The sequence below is a fragment of the Actinoplanes sp. NPDC019969 genome, from assembly GCF_055562375.1.
Genome location: NZ_JBVHFK010000007.1, coordinates 262,958 through 279,256, shown reverse-complemented (window position 1 = coordinate 279,256; position 16,299 = coordinate 262,958). Strand labels below are relative to the sequence as shown.

The 16,299-nt window shown below is 71.8% G+C and carries 14 protein-coding genes; 7 read left to right on the top strand and 7 right to left on the bottom strand.

The genetic code is table 11. The features are described from left to right. Nucleotides 1–34: 34 nt before the first annotated feature. Complete coding sequence (gene glgB / locus ACZ3II_RS22445; protein WP_465519878.1) at nt 35–2,140, top strand: 1,4-alpha-glucan branching protein GlgB; 2,106 nt, start codon at nt 35–37, stop codon at nt 2,138–2,140. 54 nt (nt 2,141–2,194) lie between these two features. Here the strand turns inward: glgB and ACZ3II_RS22440 are convergent, their stop codons facing one another. Then, nucleotides 2,195–2,728, bottom strand: coding sequence for a GNAT family N-acetyltransferase (locus ACZ3II_RS22440; protein WP_465519649.1), 534 nt, complete (start codon nt 2,726–2,728; stop codon nt 2,195–2,197). 41 nt (nt 2,729–2,769) lie between these two features. On the opposite strand from ACZ3II_RS22440, the gene ACZ3II_RS22435 reads away from it, so the two are divergent. After that, nucleotides 2,770–3,120 (top strand): MmcQ/YjbR family DNA-binding protein, encoded by a 351-nt coding sequence (locus tag ACZ3II_RS22435; RefSeq protein ID WP_465519648.1) that lies wholly within the window; start codon nt 2,770–2,772, stop codon nt 3,118–3,120. 330 nt (nt 3,121–3,450) lie between these two features. Here ACZ3II_RS22435 and ACZ3II_RS22430 read toward each other — a convergent pair whose 3' ends face one another. Then, nucleotides 3,451–4,170, bottom strand: a complete 720-nt coding sequence (locus ACZ3II_RS22430; RefSeq protein WP_465519647.1) for a PP2C family protein-serine/threonine phosphatase — start codon at nt 4,168–4,170, stop codon at nt 3,451–3,453. Between the two features lie 388 nt (nt 4,171–4,558). On the opposite strand from ACZ3II_RS22430, the gene ACZ3II_RS22425 reads away from it, so the two are divergent. Next, entirely contained in the window at nt 4,559–6,946 is a 2,388-nt protein-coding gene (locus ACZ3II_RS22425) for a Tex family protein (protein WP_465519646.1), read from the top strand. A 33-nt stretch (nt 6,947–6,979) separates the two neighbouring features. Here the strand turns inward: ACZ3II_RS22425 and ACZ3II_RS22420 are convergent, their stop codons facing one another. Beyond that, complete coding sequence (locus ACZ3II_RS22420) at nt 6,980–8,770, bottom strand: serine/threonine protein kinase (RefSeq protein WP_465519645.1); 1,791 nt, start codon at nt 8,768–8,770, stop codon at nt 6,980–6,982. Nucleotides 8,771–8,949: 179 nt separating this feature from the next. Between ACZ3II_RS22420 and ACZ3II_RS22415 the strand changes: the two genes are divergently transcribed. Continuing rightward, nucleotides 8,950–9,189 (top strand): PspC domain-containing protein, encoded by a 240-nt coding sequence (locus ACZ3II_RS22415; protein ID WP_465519644.1) that lies wholly within the window; start codon nt 8,950–8,952, stop codon nt 9,187–9,189. A gap of 25 nt (nt 9,190–9,214) precedes the next feature. After that, complete coding sequence (locus ACZ3II_RS22410; protein ID WP_465519643.1) at nt 9,215–9,904, top strand: hypothetical protein; 690 nt, start codon at nt 9,215–9,217, stop codon at nt 9,902–9,904. Here the strand turns inward: ACZ3II_RS22410 and ACZ3II_RS22405 are convergent. Genes ACZ3II_RS22405 through ACZ3II_RS22395 form a run of 3 tightly spaced genes read right to left on the bottom strand, consistent with a single transcriptional unit; the run spans nt 9,886 to nt 13,696 of the window. Next, complete coding sequence (locus ACZ3II_RS22405; protein WP_465519642.1) at nt 9,886–10,461, bottom strand: TlpA family protein disulfide reductase; 576 nt, start codon at nt 10,459–10,461, stop codon at nt 9,886–9,888. The two genes, ACZ3II_RS22410 and ACZ3II_RS22405, sit on opposite strands and share 19 nt — an antisense overlap. Continuing rightward, the gene (locus ACZ3II_RS22400) at nt 10,458–11,933 is read right to left on the bottom strand and encodes an NADH-ubiquinone oxidoreductase-F iron-sulfur binding region domain-containing protein (protein WP_465519641.1); all 1,476 of its coding nucleotides are present in this window, start codon (nt 11,931–11,933) and stop codon (nt 10,458–10,460) included. The genes ACZ3II_RS22405 and ACZ3II_RS22400 overlap by 4 nt, the downstream gene beginning before the upstream one ends. Further along, nucleotides 11,930–13,696 (bottom strand): translation initiation factor III, encoded by a 1,767-nt coding sequence (locus ACZ3II_RS22395; RefSeq protein ID WP_465519640.1) that lies wholly within the window; start codon nt 13,694–13,696, stop codon nt 11,930–11,932. Before ACZ3II_RS22395 ends, ACZ3II_RS22400 begins: the two co-directional genes overlap by 4 nt. Before the next feature lie 378 nt (nt 13,697–14,074). On the opposite strand from ACZ3II_RS22395, the gene ACZ3II_RS22390 reads away from it, so the two are divergent. After that, nucleotides 14,075–14,860 carry a hypothetical protein gene (locus tag ACZ3II_RS22390; protein ID WP_465519639.1) on the top strand — a complete coding sequence of 262 codons (786 nt, stop codon included), beginning with the start codon at nt 14,075–14,077 and terminating at the stop codon, nt 14,858–14,860. Between the two features lie 100 nt (nt 14,861–14,960). Next, nucleotides 14,961–15,578 carry a DUF3455 domain-containing protein gene (locus tag ACZ3II_RS22385; RefSeq protein WP_465519638.1) on the top strand — a complete coding sequence of 206 codons (618 nt, stop codon included), beginning with the start codon at nt 14,961–14,963 and terminating at the stop codon, nt 15,576–15,578. A 43-nt stretch (nt 15,579–15,621) separates the two neighbouring features. Here the strand turns inward: ACZ3II_RS22385 and ACZ3II_RS22380 are convergent, their stop codons facing one another. Further along, nucleotides 15,622–16,236 (bottom strand): PH domain-containing protein, encoded by a 615-nt coding sequence (locus tag ACZ3II_RS22380; RefSeq protein WP_465519637.1) that lies wholly within the window; start codon nt 16,234–16,236, stop codon nt 15,622–15,624. Nucleotides 16,237–16,299 lie beyond the last annotated feature (63 nt).

Below are 16,299 nucleotides of genomic sequence, written 5' to 3'. Positions count from 1 at the left end.
AACCACCGCGCGGCTCGCCGCCGACAAACGCGCCATGGACGGCGTGATCGCCGGGGACACCCACGATCCGCACGCCATCCTCGGCGCGCACCCGCACGGCGGGCGCACCGTCATCCGGACGCTGCGCAAGGGCGCCTCCCAGGTGGCCGTCCTGCACGACGGTGAGCGTCACGAGGCCACCAGGGTCCACGAGGACGGCATCTTCGCGGCCGAGCTGCCGGGCACCGTGCTCGACTACCGGCTCGACGTGGACGGGACCGAGTGCGACGACCCGTACCGTCACCTGCCCACCCTGGGCGAGCTGGACCTGCACCTGATCGGCGAGGGCCGCCACGAGAAACTGTGGACGGTGCTCGGCGCGCAGCCGCGCGGCGCCGGCGTGGCGTTCGCCGTGTGGGCGCCCAGCGCCCGCGGCGTGCAGGTGATCGGCGACTTCTCCGGCTGGGGCCCGTTCGACGGGTGGCCGATGCGGTCGCTCGGCTCCAGCGGCGTCTGGGAGATCTACGTCCCGGCCGCCCACACCGGCACCAGGTACAAGTTCAAGATCCTCGGGCGGGACGGGGTGTGGCGCGAGCACGCCGACCCGCTCGCCCAGCACACCGAGGTCCCGCCGGCCACCGCGTCGGTCGTCTTCCAGTCCGAGTACCACTGGCAGGACCAGGACTGGATGCAGGAGCGCTCGCGCAAGTCCTGGCACCAGGAGCCGATCAGCGTGTACGAGGTGCACCTCGGCTCGTGGCGGCCCGGCCTGAGCTACACCGAGCTGGCCGACCAGCTCGTGGAGTACGTCGTCGAGACCGGGTTCACCCACGTCGAGCTGATGCCGGTGATGGAGCACCCGTTCGGCGGCTCCTGGGGTTACCAGGTCACCGGCTACTACGCCCCGACGTCCCGGTTCGGCTCGCCGGACCAGTTCCGGCACCTGGTCGACAAGCTGCACCAGGCCGGCATCGGGGTGATCCTGGACTGGGTGCCCGCGCACTTCCCGAAGGACGAGTGGGCCCTGGCCCGGTTCGACGGCACGCCGCTGTACGAGCACGGCGACTGGCGGCGCGGCGAGCACCCGGACTGGGGCACGTACGTCTTCGACTTCGGCCGCAAGGAGGTCCGCAACTTCCTGGTCGCCAACGCGCTGTACTGGTGCGAGGAGTTCCACGCCGACGGCCTGCGGGTCGACGCGGTGGCGTCGATGCTGTACCTCGACTACTCCCGCAAGGACGGCGAGTGGACGCCGAACCAGTACGGCGGCCGGGAGAACCTGGACGCGATCAGCTTCCTCCAGGAGATGAACGCGACCGTCTACAAGCACCACCCCGGCGTCATGACGATCGCCGAGGAGTCCACCGCGTGGCCCGGCGTCACCCGCCCCACCCATCTCGGCGGCCTCGGCTTCGGGTTCAAGTGGAACATGGGCTGGATGAACGACACCCTCTCGTACATCGAGAAGGAGCCGATCTACCGGCAGTGGCACCACCACCAGATGACCTTCGCCACCGTGTACGCCTGGAGCGAGAACTACACCCTGCCGATCAGCCACGACGAGGTGGTGCACGGCAAGGGGTCGCTGACCGGCAAGATGCCCGGCGACCTGTGGCAGAAGCTCGCCAACACGCGGGCGCTGCTCGGGTTCATGTGGGCCTTCACCGGTAAGCAGCTGCTGTTCATGGGCTCCGAGATGGGCGACGAGCTGGAGTGGAACGAGGGCGGCGGCCTGCACTGGCACCTGCTCGACGACCCGCGGCACAGCGGCGTGAAGCAGCTCGTCACCGACCTGAACCGGGTGTACCGGGAGACCCCGGCGATCTGGGCGCAGGACACCTCGCCGTCCGGGTTCCGGTGGATCACCAGCGAGGACTCGCAGCACAACACGTTCTCGTTCGTCCGGTTCGCCCCGAACGGCGACACCATGGCGTGCATCGTCAACTTCGCCGCCGTGCCGCACGAGGGCTACCGCATCGGTCTTCCCCGCGCCGGCCGCTGGGCCGAGGTGATCAACACGGACAGCGAGATCTACGGCGGCTCGGGCGTCGGCAACCTGGGCGCCGTCGAGGCCGAGCACATCGCCTGGCACGGCTTCGACGCCTCGGCATCGCTGCGGGTCCCCCCGCTCGGCGCCGTCTGGCTCAAGTACGAGGGCTGACACCGGCGTGTCGAGTTCGGGCGCGATACGCGCCCGAACTCGACACGCTTGGTCTCAGCGCCGCCATTCGGTGCTCAGCAGGCCGTACAGCAGGTCGTCGGTCCACTCGCCCTTCAGGTACGTCTGCTGCCGCAGCAGACCCTCCCGCCGGAACCCGAGCCGCTCCAGCAGCGCCGCCGACCGGTCGTTGCGGGCGTCGCACTCCCCCGTCACCTTGTGCAGCTTCCGCACACGGAACAGCCGGTCCAGCACGGCGCTGACGGCCTCGGTCGCGAGACCCTTCCTCTGGTACGCCGTGGCGAGCGTGAACCCGATCTCGGCCTGCATCAGGTTGTCGTGCAGCCGCACGTAGACGTCCCCGATCAGCGCCTGTTCCCCGGTCAGCTCGACCGCGTACTGGAAATGTCCCGCCTGGTCGGGCGAGCCCGCGGCGAAGTTGCGGACCGCGACCTCCGCCCGCTCGAGCGGGAACGGCGCGTCCCACGACTGGTACCGCGCCACGGCCGGATCCGACCGGTACCCGGCGAGAGCCGGCGCGTCGGAGGCCCGGAAACGCCGCAGGATCAGCCGCTCGGTCGCGATCAGCACGCGCCGAGGATATGTCACACCCACCCGGCAGAATGCGGGGCATGGAGACGACGACCGCGCGCGTCCGTGGCATCTGCCTGGCCCTGCCGGAGACGACCGAGCGCCCCAGTCACTCCGCGCCCGCGTTCTTCATCCGCGACAAGAGGCAGTTCGTCATGCTCTGGCCGGACGGCCACCACGATCACGGGTTCCCGCATCTGTGGTGCGCGGCCCCGCCCGGCGCGCAGGCGGAGCTGATCGCCGAGGATCCGGCCCGTTTCTTCCGCCCACCCTATGTGGGCCACCGCGGCTGGCTGGGCGTCCGTCTCGACAACGACCCCGACTGGTCCGAGATCGCCGAGCTCTGCCAGGACGCCTTCCGCACCGTCGCCCCGAAGGTGCTCCTGCGGTGACGGAGGCAGTCCGCCGGGTGCTCCCGGAGGCTCGGCGAGCCCGGCAGCGCGCAGGCCTACGGCGAGTTCTCGCGGAAGCGATCCCCGGAGGAGGCCGAAGCAGATCGACTGCTGATCGAGAGCAGCAACGACATCGCCCTGCGCGGCGCAGAGTGGTGAGAAGGGGCCAGGTCCGGATTCTTTTCCAGGGCGGTTCCCGACATCGCGTTCTGGTCATCAGATGAACGCCGTCGAGGAGGCCATCCGCGATTTTCTCGAATTGCCGTGAACAGGTCCGGCTCCTGAGCTTCGGCCCCAGCTCACACCGCCGGAACCGAAGCTCGCCGAAGGTCAGGCGTCGACGACGTCGGCGACGATGACGGTCACGTTGTCGGGCGCGCCGTTCTCCAGGGTGCGGTTGACCAGGGCGGCCGCGCAGTCCTTGCGGTCGGCGACGTCGCGCAGCGTCTGGGCGATCACCGCGTCCTCGACGTAATCGGACAGGCCGTCGCTGCACAGCAGGAAACGGTCGCCGGCGCGGGCCGGGATCATCCGGCCGGCCGGGCGGTACGGCCCGCCCTGCACGGCCTGGGTGACCAGCGCCCGCTGCGGGTGCCGGCGGGCGTCGTCGGGTGTGAGCACGCCCTGGTCGACCAGCGCCTGGACGTAGGTGTCGTCCCGGGTGAGCTGCTGGAACTCGCCGTCGCGCAGCAGGTAGCAGCGGGAGTCGCCGACGTTGAGGGCGGCCAGCCGGTCACCGGAGAGCAGCAGCGCGGTGACCGTGGTGCCCATCCCGTCGCGGGCGTCGTCGTCGGCGACGGCGGCCTCGATCCGCTGGTTGGCGGTGGCCAGGGCGGTGATCAGATCCTGCAGCGGCTCGCCGGTGTCGGGCGCGGTGTCGACGACGCTGAGCGTCTGCACCAGGATGTCGCTCGCCAGCTCACCGGCGGGCAGTCCGCCCATGCCGTCCGCCACCACGAAGAGTCGATTACCGACGAAGACGGCGTCTTCGTTGTTGGACCGGACCAGGCCCTGATCAGTGGCGGCGACCGCCCGGACAGCAAGCGTCATGTGACAAGAGTGCCAAAGGCCAATTCGGTTGTCTCTAGTACCTCCTACCAAGTGTCGTATGGGGCGTGCTGTAGCGGTGTGGCGCAGCACACCCACGAACCGCCGCCGAGCGGATGATCTCGCAGGTCAGGGTTCATCCGGGACCCCGTGGGGCCCGGTTCCCGCGGTCTACCGGCCCGGCCGGGCCGGATCGGGCGGCACGTGACATTCCTCGCAGCCGGGGATACGAGGTGACCGTTGCCCCGGTTCAGGCACGAGCCGGGCGTCCCTCGTGCGGGGGACCCCGGGTGTGCCGGCCGGGGCGGCGTACGCACGAGCGGGGACCGCCGACGGGTGACACTGCGGGGCGGCGCGACAAGGCGGCGCGGCGTCGGTGACAATCGTCGGCGTGACGACAGCTATCCATCAGCGCATCGCCTCGGAGCTCGGGGTACGGGAAGGGCAGGTCACCGCCGCGGTCGAGCTGCTCGACGGCGGGGCGACGGTGCCGTTCATCGCCCGATACCGCAAGGAGGTGACCGGCACCCTGGACGACGCCCAGCTGCGCACCCTCGAGGAGCGCCTGGGCTATCTCCGGGAGCTGGAGGAGCGGCGGGCCGCGGTGCTGGAGTCGATCCGCTCCCAGGGCAAGCTCGACGACGCGCTCGAGCAGCAGATCCGCGAGGCCGACACGAAGGCCCGCCTGGAGGACATCTACCTGCCGTTCAAGCCGAAGCGGCGGACCAAGGCGATGATCGCCCGTGAGGCCGGCCTGGAGCCCCTGGCGGACGGTCTGCTGGGTGACCCCTCGGTGGACCCGAAAGCGGCCGCTGCGGCGTTCGTGGACCCCGAGAAGGGCGTCGCCGATCCGCAGGCCGCCCTGGACGGGGCGCGGGCCATCCTGATCGAGCGGTTCGCCGAGGACGCCGACCTGATCGGCGAGCTGCGCGAGCAGATGTGGACCCGGGGCCGGCTGGTCGCGAAGGTCCGGGACGGCAAGCAGACCGACGGCGCCAAGTTCTCCGACTACTTCGACTTCGCCGAGCCGTACTCCAAGCTGCCCTCGCACCGGATCCTGGCGATGCTGCGCGGCGAGAAGGAGGACGTCCTCGACCTGACCATGGAGCCGCACCCGGAGGAGGACGAGGGCTACTTCGAGGGCCGGATCGCGGGCCGCAACGGCATCAGCGACCACGGCCGGCCCGGCGACAAGTGGCTGATCGACACGGTGCGCTGGGCCTGGCGCACCCGCATCCTCATCCACCTGGGCGCCGACCTGCGGGTCCGGTTGCGGGAGGCGGCCGAGGACGAGGCGGTACGGGTGTTCGCCGCGAACCTGCGGGACCTGCTGCTCGCGGCGCCGGCCGGGACCCGCACCACCATGGGCCTGGACCCCGGTTTCCGCACCGGCGTCAAGGTCGCCGTCGTGGACGGCACCGGCAAGGTGGTCGCGACCGACACGATCTACCCGCACGTGCCGGCGAACAAATGGGACGAGTCGATCCACCGGCTCGCGGCGCTGGCGTCGAAGCACCAGGTCGAGCTGATCGCGATCGGCAACGGCACGGCCTCGCGGGAGACGGACAAGCTCGCCGCCGAGCTGATCAAGAGGCACCCGGACGCCAACCTGACCAAGGTGGTCGTGTCGGAGGCGGGCGCGTCGGTCTACTCGGCGTCGGCGTACGCCTCCCAGGAGCTGCCCGGCATGGACGTCTCGCTGCGCGGCGCGGTGTCGATCGCCCGCCGCCTGCAGGACCCCCTGGCGGAGCTGGTGAAGATCGACCCGAAGTCGATCGGCGTCGGCCAGTACCAGCACGACCTGTCCGAGGTGAAGCTGGCCCGCTCGCTGGACGCGGTGGTCGAGGACTGTGTGAACGGCGTCGGCGTGGACATCAACACCGCGTCGGCCCCGCTGCTCACCCGGGTCTCCGGCATCACCGCCGGCCTGGCCGAGAACATCGTGATGCACCGCGACACCAACGGCCCGTTCAAGAACCGCAAGGAGATCAAGAACGTGGCCCGGCTGGGGCCGAAGGCGTTCGAGCAGTGCGCCGGCTTCCTGCGGATCCGGGACGGCGAGGACCCGCTCGACTTCTCCAGCGTGCACCCGGAGTCGTACCCGCTGGTCCGCACCATCGCGGCGGACGCCGGCGCCGACGTCAAGACGCTGCTCGGCAACAGCCCGCTGCTCAAGGGCATCCGGCCGGACAAGTTCGTGACCGACACGGTCGGCCTGCCGACCATCACGGACATCCTGAAGGAGCTGGAGAAGCCGGGCCGTGACCCGCGGCCGGCGTTCACCACGGCGACGTTCGCCGAGGGTGTCGAGAAGATCGCCGACCTGAAGCCGGGCATGGTCCTGGAGGGCCAGGTGACCAACGTGGCGGCGTTCGGCGCGTTCGTCGACATCGGCGTGCACCAGGACGGTCTGGTGCACGTGTCGGCGCTGTCCGACAAGTTCGTGCAGGACCCGCGCGAGGTGGTCAAGTCCGGTGACGTGGTGAAGGTCCGGGTCCTGGAGGTCGACCCGGTCCGCAAGCGGATCTCGCTGACCATGCGCCTGTCCGACGAGCCGAACAAGAACCGGCAGCCGCGTGAGGACCGCGGCCCCCGTCAGGGTGGCGGCCAGGGCCGGCCGGCCGGTGGCGGCGGCCAGCAGCGGCAGGGCGGCGGCCAGCAGCGGCAGCCCCGGCAGCAGGGCGGCGGCCAGCGTGGTGGCGGCGGTGGCGGCGGGAACAGCTTCGGCAACAGCGCCATGGCGGACGCGCTGCGCCGGGCCGGCCTGGCCAAGGACTGATCAGGCATGCGGAGGGGGCCGCGGCCCCCTCCGCTAGAACTGCCAGATCCTGATGTCGCTGAAGACGACCTCGTACGGGAGGTCGTTCTTCGCGTTGGGCACGTTGTAGACGCCGAGCATCACCTTGCCGCCGTCGGCGAGCAGCCGGTCGGTCAGCCGGGCCTCGCCCACCAGGACGTCGTCCCGGGAGATCTGGGCCACGTCGCCCCGGGCCGTCACCGCGATCGTCACCGGACGGTCCAGCTCGATCGGATGCTGCGTCAGCGAGAAGGTCCGGGTGGTGCTGACGTTGTTGCCCCGGTGCACACCGACATAGACGGCCCTCTCGCAGACCCGTGCCACGTACCCGCCGATGTCGTCGTCCGGGCTGGTGTGGAAGTAGACCATCGCGCAGCTGTTCGGCTCGATCAGCCGCACTTTCACCTCGACCCGCATGTTCGGCAGGAACGGGTCGCGCAGTCCCCGGCACTTGTAGGTGCCGCTGGAGCCGCGCCGCGCCACCAGGCCCTTCGCCGGGTCGAACAGGCACTCGCCCTCGCCGGCCTGCGCGGACGGCTCCCAGTAGTCCCGCATGCGCAGCGAGTCCGCGATCATCGGCTTGCCCGGCGCGGCGGGGTTCGGTGTCGTGGCGCCCGGGTCGGCCAGGGTGTCGCGGTCACGGTTGCGCAGCGACATCGCCACCATGACCGCGCCGGCCACCACGGCCAGGACCAGGAAGGCGACGGCGGCCGGCAGCAGCCAGCGGCGGGCCGGCTCGGACGGCGGGCCGTTCAGCGGGCGGGCCGGCGGCGCCGAGATCGGGACGGTGACGATCGAGTTCTCGTCGTAGCCGACCATGCCGGGCGGGATGTCCAGGGTCGGCACCGCGGTGGTGCCGGCGGTGGGCGGCCCGCTGACCCCGGTGACCGCCTGCGCCTCGACCGCCGCCGCCCGCAGGTCCGGCTGGTCGGCGAAGGCCGCCGCGGTCGCCGCCGGTCGCTCCTTGCCGGAGATCAGCAGGTCGAGCAGCTCGCGGGAGCTGGGCCGGTTGGCCGGGTCCTTCTCCAGGGCGTGCGCCACCAGGTCGCGCAGCGGCCCGGAGAGGCCGTCGAGGCGGGGCGGCTGGGTGAGGATGCGGGCGGCCATGGCCGGCGGCGAGTCGGCGTAGAACGGGGTGTGGCCGGTGCCCGCGTACGCCACCACGCTGCCCCAGGCGAACACGTCGGCGGCCGGGGTGACCGGGGTGTCGGCGTCGGAGCTGAACCGTTCCGGGGCCATGTAGGCCACCGTGCCGACCATCTGGTCGGTGCGGGTGTTGGCGCTGGTCGCCTCCATGGCCCGGGCGATCCCGAAGTCGATCACCTTGGGGCTGCCCGGCGCCAGCAGCACGTTGCGCGGCTTGAGGTCGCGGTGGATCACCCCGGCGCCATGGATCGCGGTCAGCGCGGTGGCCACCCCGATCGCCACCCCGTGCAGGTTGGCGCTGGTCAGCGGCCCGCGCTGCTCGACCACCTCGGCCAGGGTGGGGCCGTCGACGTATTCGACGACCAGATAGGGGTGCTCGTGGTCGGGGTCGGCGTCGAGCACCTCGGCGGTGCAGAACGGCGGGACCTGCCGGGCCCGGTTCACCTCGCTGCGGAACCGCCGCCGGAACTCGTCGTCGTGGGCCAGGTCGGCGCGCACCATCTTGAGCGCGACCAGGACGCCACCGGCGGTCCGGGCCAGGTAGACCGTGCCCATCCCGCCCTCGCCCAGCCGGCCGACCAGCTCGTAGTCGCCGAGGGCACGCGGATCACGCGAACGCAGTGGTTGCGTCCGCTCGCCGGGCAGTGCGCCATCGACCATTCCCGTTCCCCCCGAACCGTGCCGATCGCACTGTATAGCCCCGTGTCCCGGGGCAGGGAGGCGGCGGGCTCATGGAGATCCCCGATACGCCGATCCGGGAGACGCCCGATGGCGACAGCCCCCCGGAGAGCACACCATGGAGTCATCGATTCACCACCAGTGAAGGCAGGGATCTTCTGATGAACGCCGTGCACGGCTCTCTCGCTCGCCAGGGCCTGGTCCGCCCGCAGGAGGGCCGGATGATCGCCGGCGTCTGCGCGGGACTGGCCCGCCGCTTCGGCCTCGACCCGTGGATCGCCCGGCTGCTGTTCGTCCTGGCCCTCTTCGTCATCCCGGGGAGCCAGATCCTGATCTATCCGGTCCTCTGGCTGCTGATGCCGGCCGAGAAGCCCGCCTACTCCCCCGTCGGGGAACTCTGACCGGACCGGCCGCGTCCAAGCGGCCATGATCTGGAAGCTTCCACGGACGGCGGTCACCCTCGCGGTGGCCGCCGTTCTGCTGTCCTCGTGCGCCCAGCCGGAACCGATCATCGACCATCGGCCGCCCGTGTACCCGTCCGAGCGGCCACCCGCCTCCGGTGGCGCCGCGTTCTTCGCCGCCCTGCGGCCCGGCCCGGCGACCGACCTGAAAGAACAACCCCGGACCCTTGCCGAGGCGTACGCGCAATCGACCGCCGTGGTCGAGGCGGACGTCGCCGACATCCGCCCGGGGGATCCCTACGGAGAGCCGCCGATGGGCGGCATCCTGGTCGATCTGCGCCCGGTGCGGGTGCTCCGCGGCGCTCTCCGGCCCGAGCTGACGACCGTCACCGTCGAGTTCTTCCACTCCGGCCCCGCCGGGATGGACGCCACGATCACGGCGATGAAGCAGGATCGCCCGGACCGTGGCATCTGGCTGCTGCGCTGGCAGGGGCAGCCCTCCACACAGCGCAAACCAGGCGTGCCGCCGGTCTCCGCCGCCGACGACCGCACCCTCTACCGCACGGTCCACCCGAACTGCGGCGTCTTCGTGCAGGGCGCGGGCCACGTGGCGGCGCCCTCCTCGCAGGACGCCGGACCGGCCCGGGACGCGCAGGCCGAGGCGGAACGGTTCGCCACCCTGGACCAGCTGGCCGATCACGCCGTCAGGGCCTGAACCTTCTCGGTCAGCTGGAGATCGTCCAGGTAGCCCTTGTAGATCTCCTTGCCGTCGGCGTCGAGCATCACGTACCAGCTCTGCTGCACGATCCCGAACCGTTTCCACAGCTTGCCCGGGGCGTCGTTCAGGTGCGGGATCGCCTGCAGCTGGAAGTCGGCCACGAAATCGTCCATCTCCCCGGCGCTGCCGAGACCGGCGATGCCGAGGATGTTCAGGCGGTCCCCGTACTCCTCCTGGATGTCAGCCAGGGACTGCGCCTCGCTCGCGCAGGTCGCGCACCAGGGCGCCCAGAACCAGAGGATGGCCGGTCTGCCGGCCATCCTCGCGGCGTCGAACTTCTCACCCTTCAGCGTGGTGCCGGTGAAGGTGAGCGCCTTCGGAACGGCGGCTCTCGGCTTTCCGGACGGCGCCGGGGCCGGGGCCGAGAAGGACGGCGGGGGTGCGGGCGGAGGCGCGGACGCGACCGGTGCGGTGCTGCAGGCGGTCGCCGCGAGAGCGGTCACGGCCAGAGCGGACACCAGCTTGGGTACGCGTACCGCGCGCTCTCTCGTCATTTCGCCACCGTCGGCTCGGTGAGCCGCAGCGCGAGCGCCGGGCACACGTTGACCGCCTTGCGCGCGCCGTCCTCGAGCCACGGCGGCAGGGGCGTCTGCGGGAACGCCGGGAACCCGTTGTTGTCCAGCCGGATGATCTCCGGGGCGACCGCCGAGCAGAGCCCGTGCCCGTCGCACCGCGACCAGTCCAGGGCCAGCTTCCGCGCCCCCTTCTCGGCCGTGTACGGCAGCGGCAGGATGCCGCGGACCTGCTTGCCGCAGCCCTCGCCGTTGGCGTGCGCCCGGACGTCCTCGTGGAAGACCTCCAGGGCGGACAGCGCGAACCGGGAGCTGCCGTCCGGGTGGCTGCACGCGCCCCGGCCCTTGACCATGCCGGCCGCCTGCCGCACCTGCTCGACCGCGTTGCCGCCGAGCGACACCAGGGTGACCGCGCGGGCCAGGTCGGGCAGGCCGATCCGGCACGGGCCGCACTGGCCGGCCGACTCGCCCGCCAGGTACTGCACGACCTGGGCGACCTCGCCGACCGGGCAGGTCTTCGAGCCGATCGGGATCAGCATGCCGGCGCCGAGGGTGCCGCCGACCTTCGCGAACCCCTTACGGGAGATGGTGATGGTCCTGGCCTGCTCGGCGCTGACCCACTTGCCGTGGTACCCGCCGACCAGCAGGCCGGGGCCCAGGTCGGCGCCGCACATCTCCAGCACCTCCATCAGCGGGGTGCCGGTCGGCGCCTCGACCACGGCCGGCGCCGACGCGGAGCCGCCGACGGTCAGCATGACCGTGCCCGGCTCCTCCGGGATGCCGACCGCGTTGTACTCCCACGGCCCGAGCCGGGCCGCGATCGCCAGCTGCGAGTACGTCTCGGCGTTGGACAGCAGGGTGGGCAGGCCCATCACGCCGTTGTCACTGGACCGGACCTTGCGGCCGGGCGGGATGTGCGCCTCGCCGTTGATGCCGCGGACCAGCGCGCCGCCCTCACCGGAGATGAACCGGTGCGGGACCAGCACGATCCGGGTCGGGCAGGGCATCTTCCGCTCGGCCAGCGCGGCCGCCAGGGACTCCTGGCCCACCCCGTCGTCGGCGACGCCGATGACGATCTCCTCCGCCTCCAGGGCGGCGGCGGCCAGCGCCGCGCCGTCCAGGATCAGGTGCGGGCCGCGGGTCAGGATCGCCTTGTCCTTCCACGAGGGCGGCTCGCCCTCGGTGGCGTTCACGACGATCACCGGCGGCAGCTCCTGGCGGCGGCAGGAGTCGACCACCGCACGGACCTTCCGGGCGAACGGGAAGCCGGCGCCACCACGCCCGCGCAGTTCGATCCGGTCGGCGAGGCCGATCAGCTCGCCCGAGGAGAGCGCCGCGAACCCGCCGTGCACCTCCTGGTGGGCCAGCAGGTCGAGACGGCCGTACTCGTCGAATCCCGCGGTGATCCGCGGCGTGCCGATCGCCGTGACCGGGGGGACCTGTGCCGTGCTCAATTCGTTTCCCTCACGTCACCGCGAAGCTGGGAGAAGTACCCGTCCTCGCTGTCGTCGCGGCCGCGGCGCGGCTCGGACCGGCGGTTGCGGCGCGAACCCGAGTCGACCAGCGTCGGGCTGTCGTCGGCCGGGTAGGCCGGGCCGTCGGCCAGGTCGACGAACTCGCTGCGGCTGGGCCGGCGGGGCGGCTCCGGCTCGTACCGCGGCTCCTCGTAACGGGGTTCCTCGTACCGGGCGGACCGGGCGGCACGCGGGGCCGGCGCGTCGTCGTAGCGGGCACTACGCGGGCGGGGCGCCTCGTCGTACTCGTCGTCGGCCCGGCGGCGGCCGCGGGCACGAGGCTCGTCGTCCTCGTACCGCCGCATCCGGGTGCCGGTCGCCTCCAGGTCGTCCCGGCGCATCCGGGTCCCGGTCGCCTCGAGATCGTCCCGGCGCATCCGGGCGCCGGTGGACTCCAGGTCGTCGCGGCGCATCCGGGTGCCGGTGGTCTCGGGGTCCTCGGCGTACCGGCGGCGCGGAGCGGGCTCGTCGTCGTCGGCGTACCGGCGGCGCGGAGCGGGCTCGTCGTCGTCGTACCGACGGTTCCGGGCCCGGGGCGCGTCGTCGAAGATCTCCTGCGAGCGGCCGCCACGGGAGCGCGGGGCGGGCTCGTCGTCGTACCGGTAACGCTCGTCCTCGAGGTCCCGCCGCGACATCCGGGTCTGGGTGTCGTAGCGATCGTCGTCCTCGGCCGGACGGCGCTGCCGCGGCGCCCGCGTCTCGTAGTCGTCCTCGGCCGGGACGGGGGCCGGGGCCGGGCTGACCGGACGGGCCGCCGGGCTGACCGGGCGGGCGGCGGGCGGCGCGGGCGGCGCGGGCGGCGCCGGGCTGACCGGGCGGGCCGCCGGGGTCCACATCTGCGTCTGCGGGGCCTGCGGGGCGCCACCGGCCGGGGCGAGCAGGTCCCCGGTGGGCCGGGACGGGCGGCGGATCGGCGCGACGGCGGTGGGCACCAGCGAGCCGGTCTCGCTCGGCTTGACCGCGCCGACACCGGCCGGCGAGGCGAAGTCCTTGCGGCGGTTCAGGCTGACCGAGAGGCGTACGGCCAGGCCGACCAGCACGCCCAGGACGCAGACGATGTAGCTGACGGTGACCCAGGTGGCCGCCGGGCGCCCGGCGGAGAGGCCGTGGGTGAGGGCGAGCGGCCACATCAGGTACGAGATCGAGTGGATGCCCCGCCACATCCACGGCCGGCCGCGCCCGATGAACTTGGCCCGGGCGATGCCGGACCACATCACCAGGATCATGACCCAGCCGGAGATGGTGCCCAGGCCGACGTACAGCCAGCGCAGCGGGGTTCCGCTCACCATGAACGGCACGAAGATGTCCAGCACGCCGATGTACTTCATCGCGAACTTGGTCCAGACGTGCGCGACCAGCGCGGCGACCGCGATCACGCCGGTGGTGCGGTGCACCGACTGCAACAGCACCCGCTGGCGGATGCTCAGGACGAGCCGGTCGGTGGCGACCAGGCCGACCATGATGGTGATGGAGAGCGACACCAGGCTGACGACGCCGATGTAGAAATCGAGGTAGAAGAAGAAGTAGACGTACCCGACCTTACCCGGGGTGGTCATCATCGCCACGGCGAAGACGGCGGCCATGATGCTCGCGATGAGCAGGGCCACCTGGATCCTCGACGCCGGGCGGGTGCCGGTGGAGCCGACGTCTACCGCCGCCGCCCGGGGGGCGGCGGATGCCTTGTTGTTCTTCGAGCGGGCCATGGACTCCTCGTTTTCCTTGGTGCGGTCACGTCCCGTGGGCGGTGGGACGCCGGCGTCCGTGGGGAACGCCCCGCGCTCAAGCTCTGCGGGGACCCGGTCCGTGGCGATGCTTTCCCCTGCGTGCCCCGGTCCGTGTCCTCCCCGGATTACGTGCCGCGCCGGGGATCGGATGAACACCGCCGGAATTTTTTGCGTAGTCACCTGACTACACTCCGCGCAGGCCTCCTGAGCTGCGGCGATTCCGAAAAGGTTGCCGCGTTAAAGAAAAAATAAGGATCACCGGGTGAGTCACGCGGACCACCGGCTGAACCATTCGCGCGCCCTGGGCGAACTAAGTAGTGCAGGGAACTTCCGGCACGCCTGAGAAGGGGGATCGTCATGCGTCACCGGATCGTCGCGCTCGCCGGCGCGATCATCGCCGGCGCCGTACTGAACACCGTGATCGGCGCGACGCCGGCCGCGGCCGACGTGCGGGGCTTCAGCGTGGAGGTCACCGCGCCGGACGACTTCACCCCGGGCGCCGCCGCGAAGACCGTGACCGCCGTCGTCACCTCCGAGAACCGGCGCTGCCGCAAGGTCCGCTTCGCCCTGCTGCTGCGCTCGGAGATCGACCCCGAACAGGTCCGGGTGACCCGGGTCGAGGACGACGGGCCGTTCGACACCACCATCGCCACCGAGGGCGCCACCACCACGATCGTCGACGACGCGCTCGACCCGGGGCTGTCCTGCCGGGGGCGTACCGTGACCGGTCGCTGGCAGATCGCCTTCGCCGGGCCGGACGGCGGCGACGTGCGGTTCGAGGTGCGCGCCTTCGACGAGCAGGACACGCTGCTGACCGCCGCCGGGGCCGCGGCCTCGATCGAGGGCGCATCATCCCCCGAGCCCGGCGAGGAACCCTCGGGCCCCCCCACTCCCGCACCCGAGGAAGAGAAGAGCGAGCCCACCAGGAAGGCCGACATCCCGGACGACACCGACACCGACGCCGAGGCGGCGCTCGTGTCCAACGACGTGTCGCTGCTCGGGCCCGGCCTGATCGTCGGCGGGATCTGCGTCTTCCTCGGCGTGCTGCTGCTGGTCCGGCTGCGCGCGAGGTCCCGGCAGACCCGGGTCGAGGAGCAGACGGCGCCGACCGGTTTCTACTCGATGCCCGGCTCCTACCGGTAGGACCACTTCCTCCGGGTGATTTCCCGTCACAACAAGCCGTCCGGGGAGCACGAACGGTTAGCGTGAGGACGCAGCGTCACCGTCCATAGGGGAGGGCCCCGTGACACTCACGCTTCCGCGCCATCTCAGGATCGCCGCCGCGTTCGGCGCGCTGGCGCTCGTCGCCGTCGCGGTGCCCGCCGGCGTCTCGTTCGCCGGCACCGACCGCGGCACGGCCGCCACCGGGCAGCCCGCCGCCCCGCCGGAGTCCTTCCGCGGGGTCGACCCGCGGGTGCCGCCCGAGCTGGCGCCGCCGCCCGGCAACGTGCTCCACGCGGTGCTCAAGGCCAAGGGCGTCCAGGTGTACGGGTGCCGCGACGGCGCCTGGGCCCTGCTCGAACCGGCCGCCACGCTGACCGGCGTCACCGTACGCCCGGTGAAGAAGGTGACCGCCATCCACTACCGCGGCCCGAGCTGGCAGTCGGACCAGGACGGCTCGCTGCTGGAGGGGAACCCGGATCCGGCCACCGTCGTGCGGGTCCCGTCCGAGCACCCGGACAGCATCCCGCAGCTGCGGATCACCGCGAAGACCACCCGCGGTGACGGGCTGTTCGGCAAGGTCACCTACGTCCAGCGGATCGACACCGTCGGCGGGGTGGCGAGCGGCTCCTGCACCGGCAGCGGGACGAAGGGTGTGCCGTACCGCGCGGTCTACCGCTTCTTCACCGCCAAACCCTGAGCGTGTGCAGTTCGGCCGTCCTACGCGCCCGAAATCCGCACGCTCACGGCGCCGCCGGCTGGGTGGTGAACGTGCGGGCCGCCGCGACCAGGGCCTCCGGGTCGTCGGCGTGGAACCGGACCGTGGTCACCGGCTGCCCCCTGGTCTTGCGGACCGGGAGCACGAGCGGGGCGGTCAGCCGCACGTCAACGCTGGTCTGACTGCCCATGCCCAGGGAGAGGACGCCGTCCTCGAGCTGGGTCTGGCCGCCGGGTGGCATCGACCGGCGGCGTACCTCGATCGCGGCGACCGAGTCCCAGGCGAGTGGCACGTCGAGGGTGACGCTGTTGCGGATCCGCAGGCCGGCGGGGCCGATCAGGTGCGGGTGGACGACCAGGCTGGCGTAGAGGCCGATCATCCAGAACAGCCCGTAGACGCCGATGACCAGCAGGGCGTCGGCGACCGGCCGCCACGGGACCATCAGCTCCAGGATCGGGATCTCGATCGCGGAGACGACGATGAAGGCGACGAGGATCATCCGGACCGCGCCGATGTACGCGAACCGCTGCGTGCCGGGCTCGACCGGGACCGGGCGCCGGAACATCCAGCGGAACAGGGACGCCCAGAGGCGTACCTCGTAGACGACCACGAACCTGGCGAGTTTCCCGAGCCTGCGCATGCGGCAACGGTAGGTTGCGATGCAGTCGTATTGCAATAGCCTTTCCGGCTGACGCGGAACCGG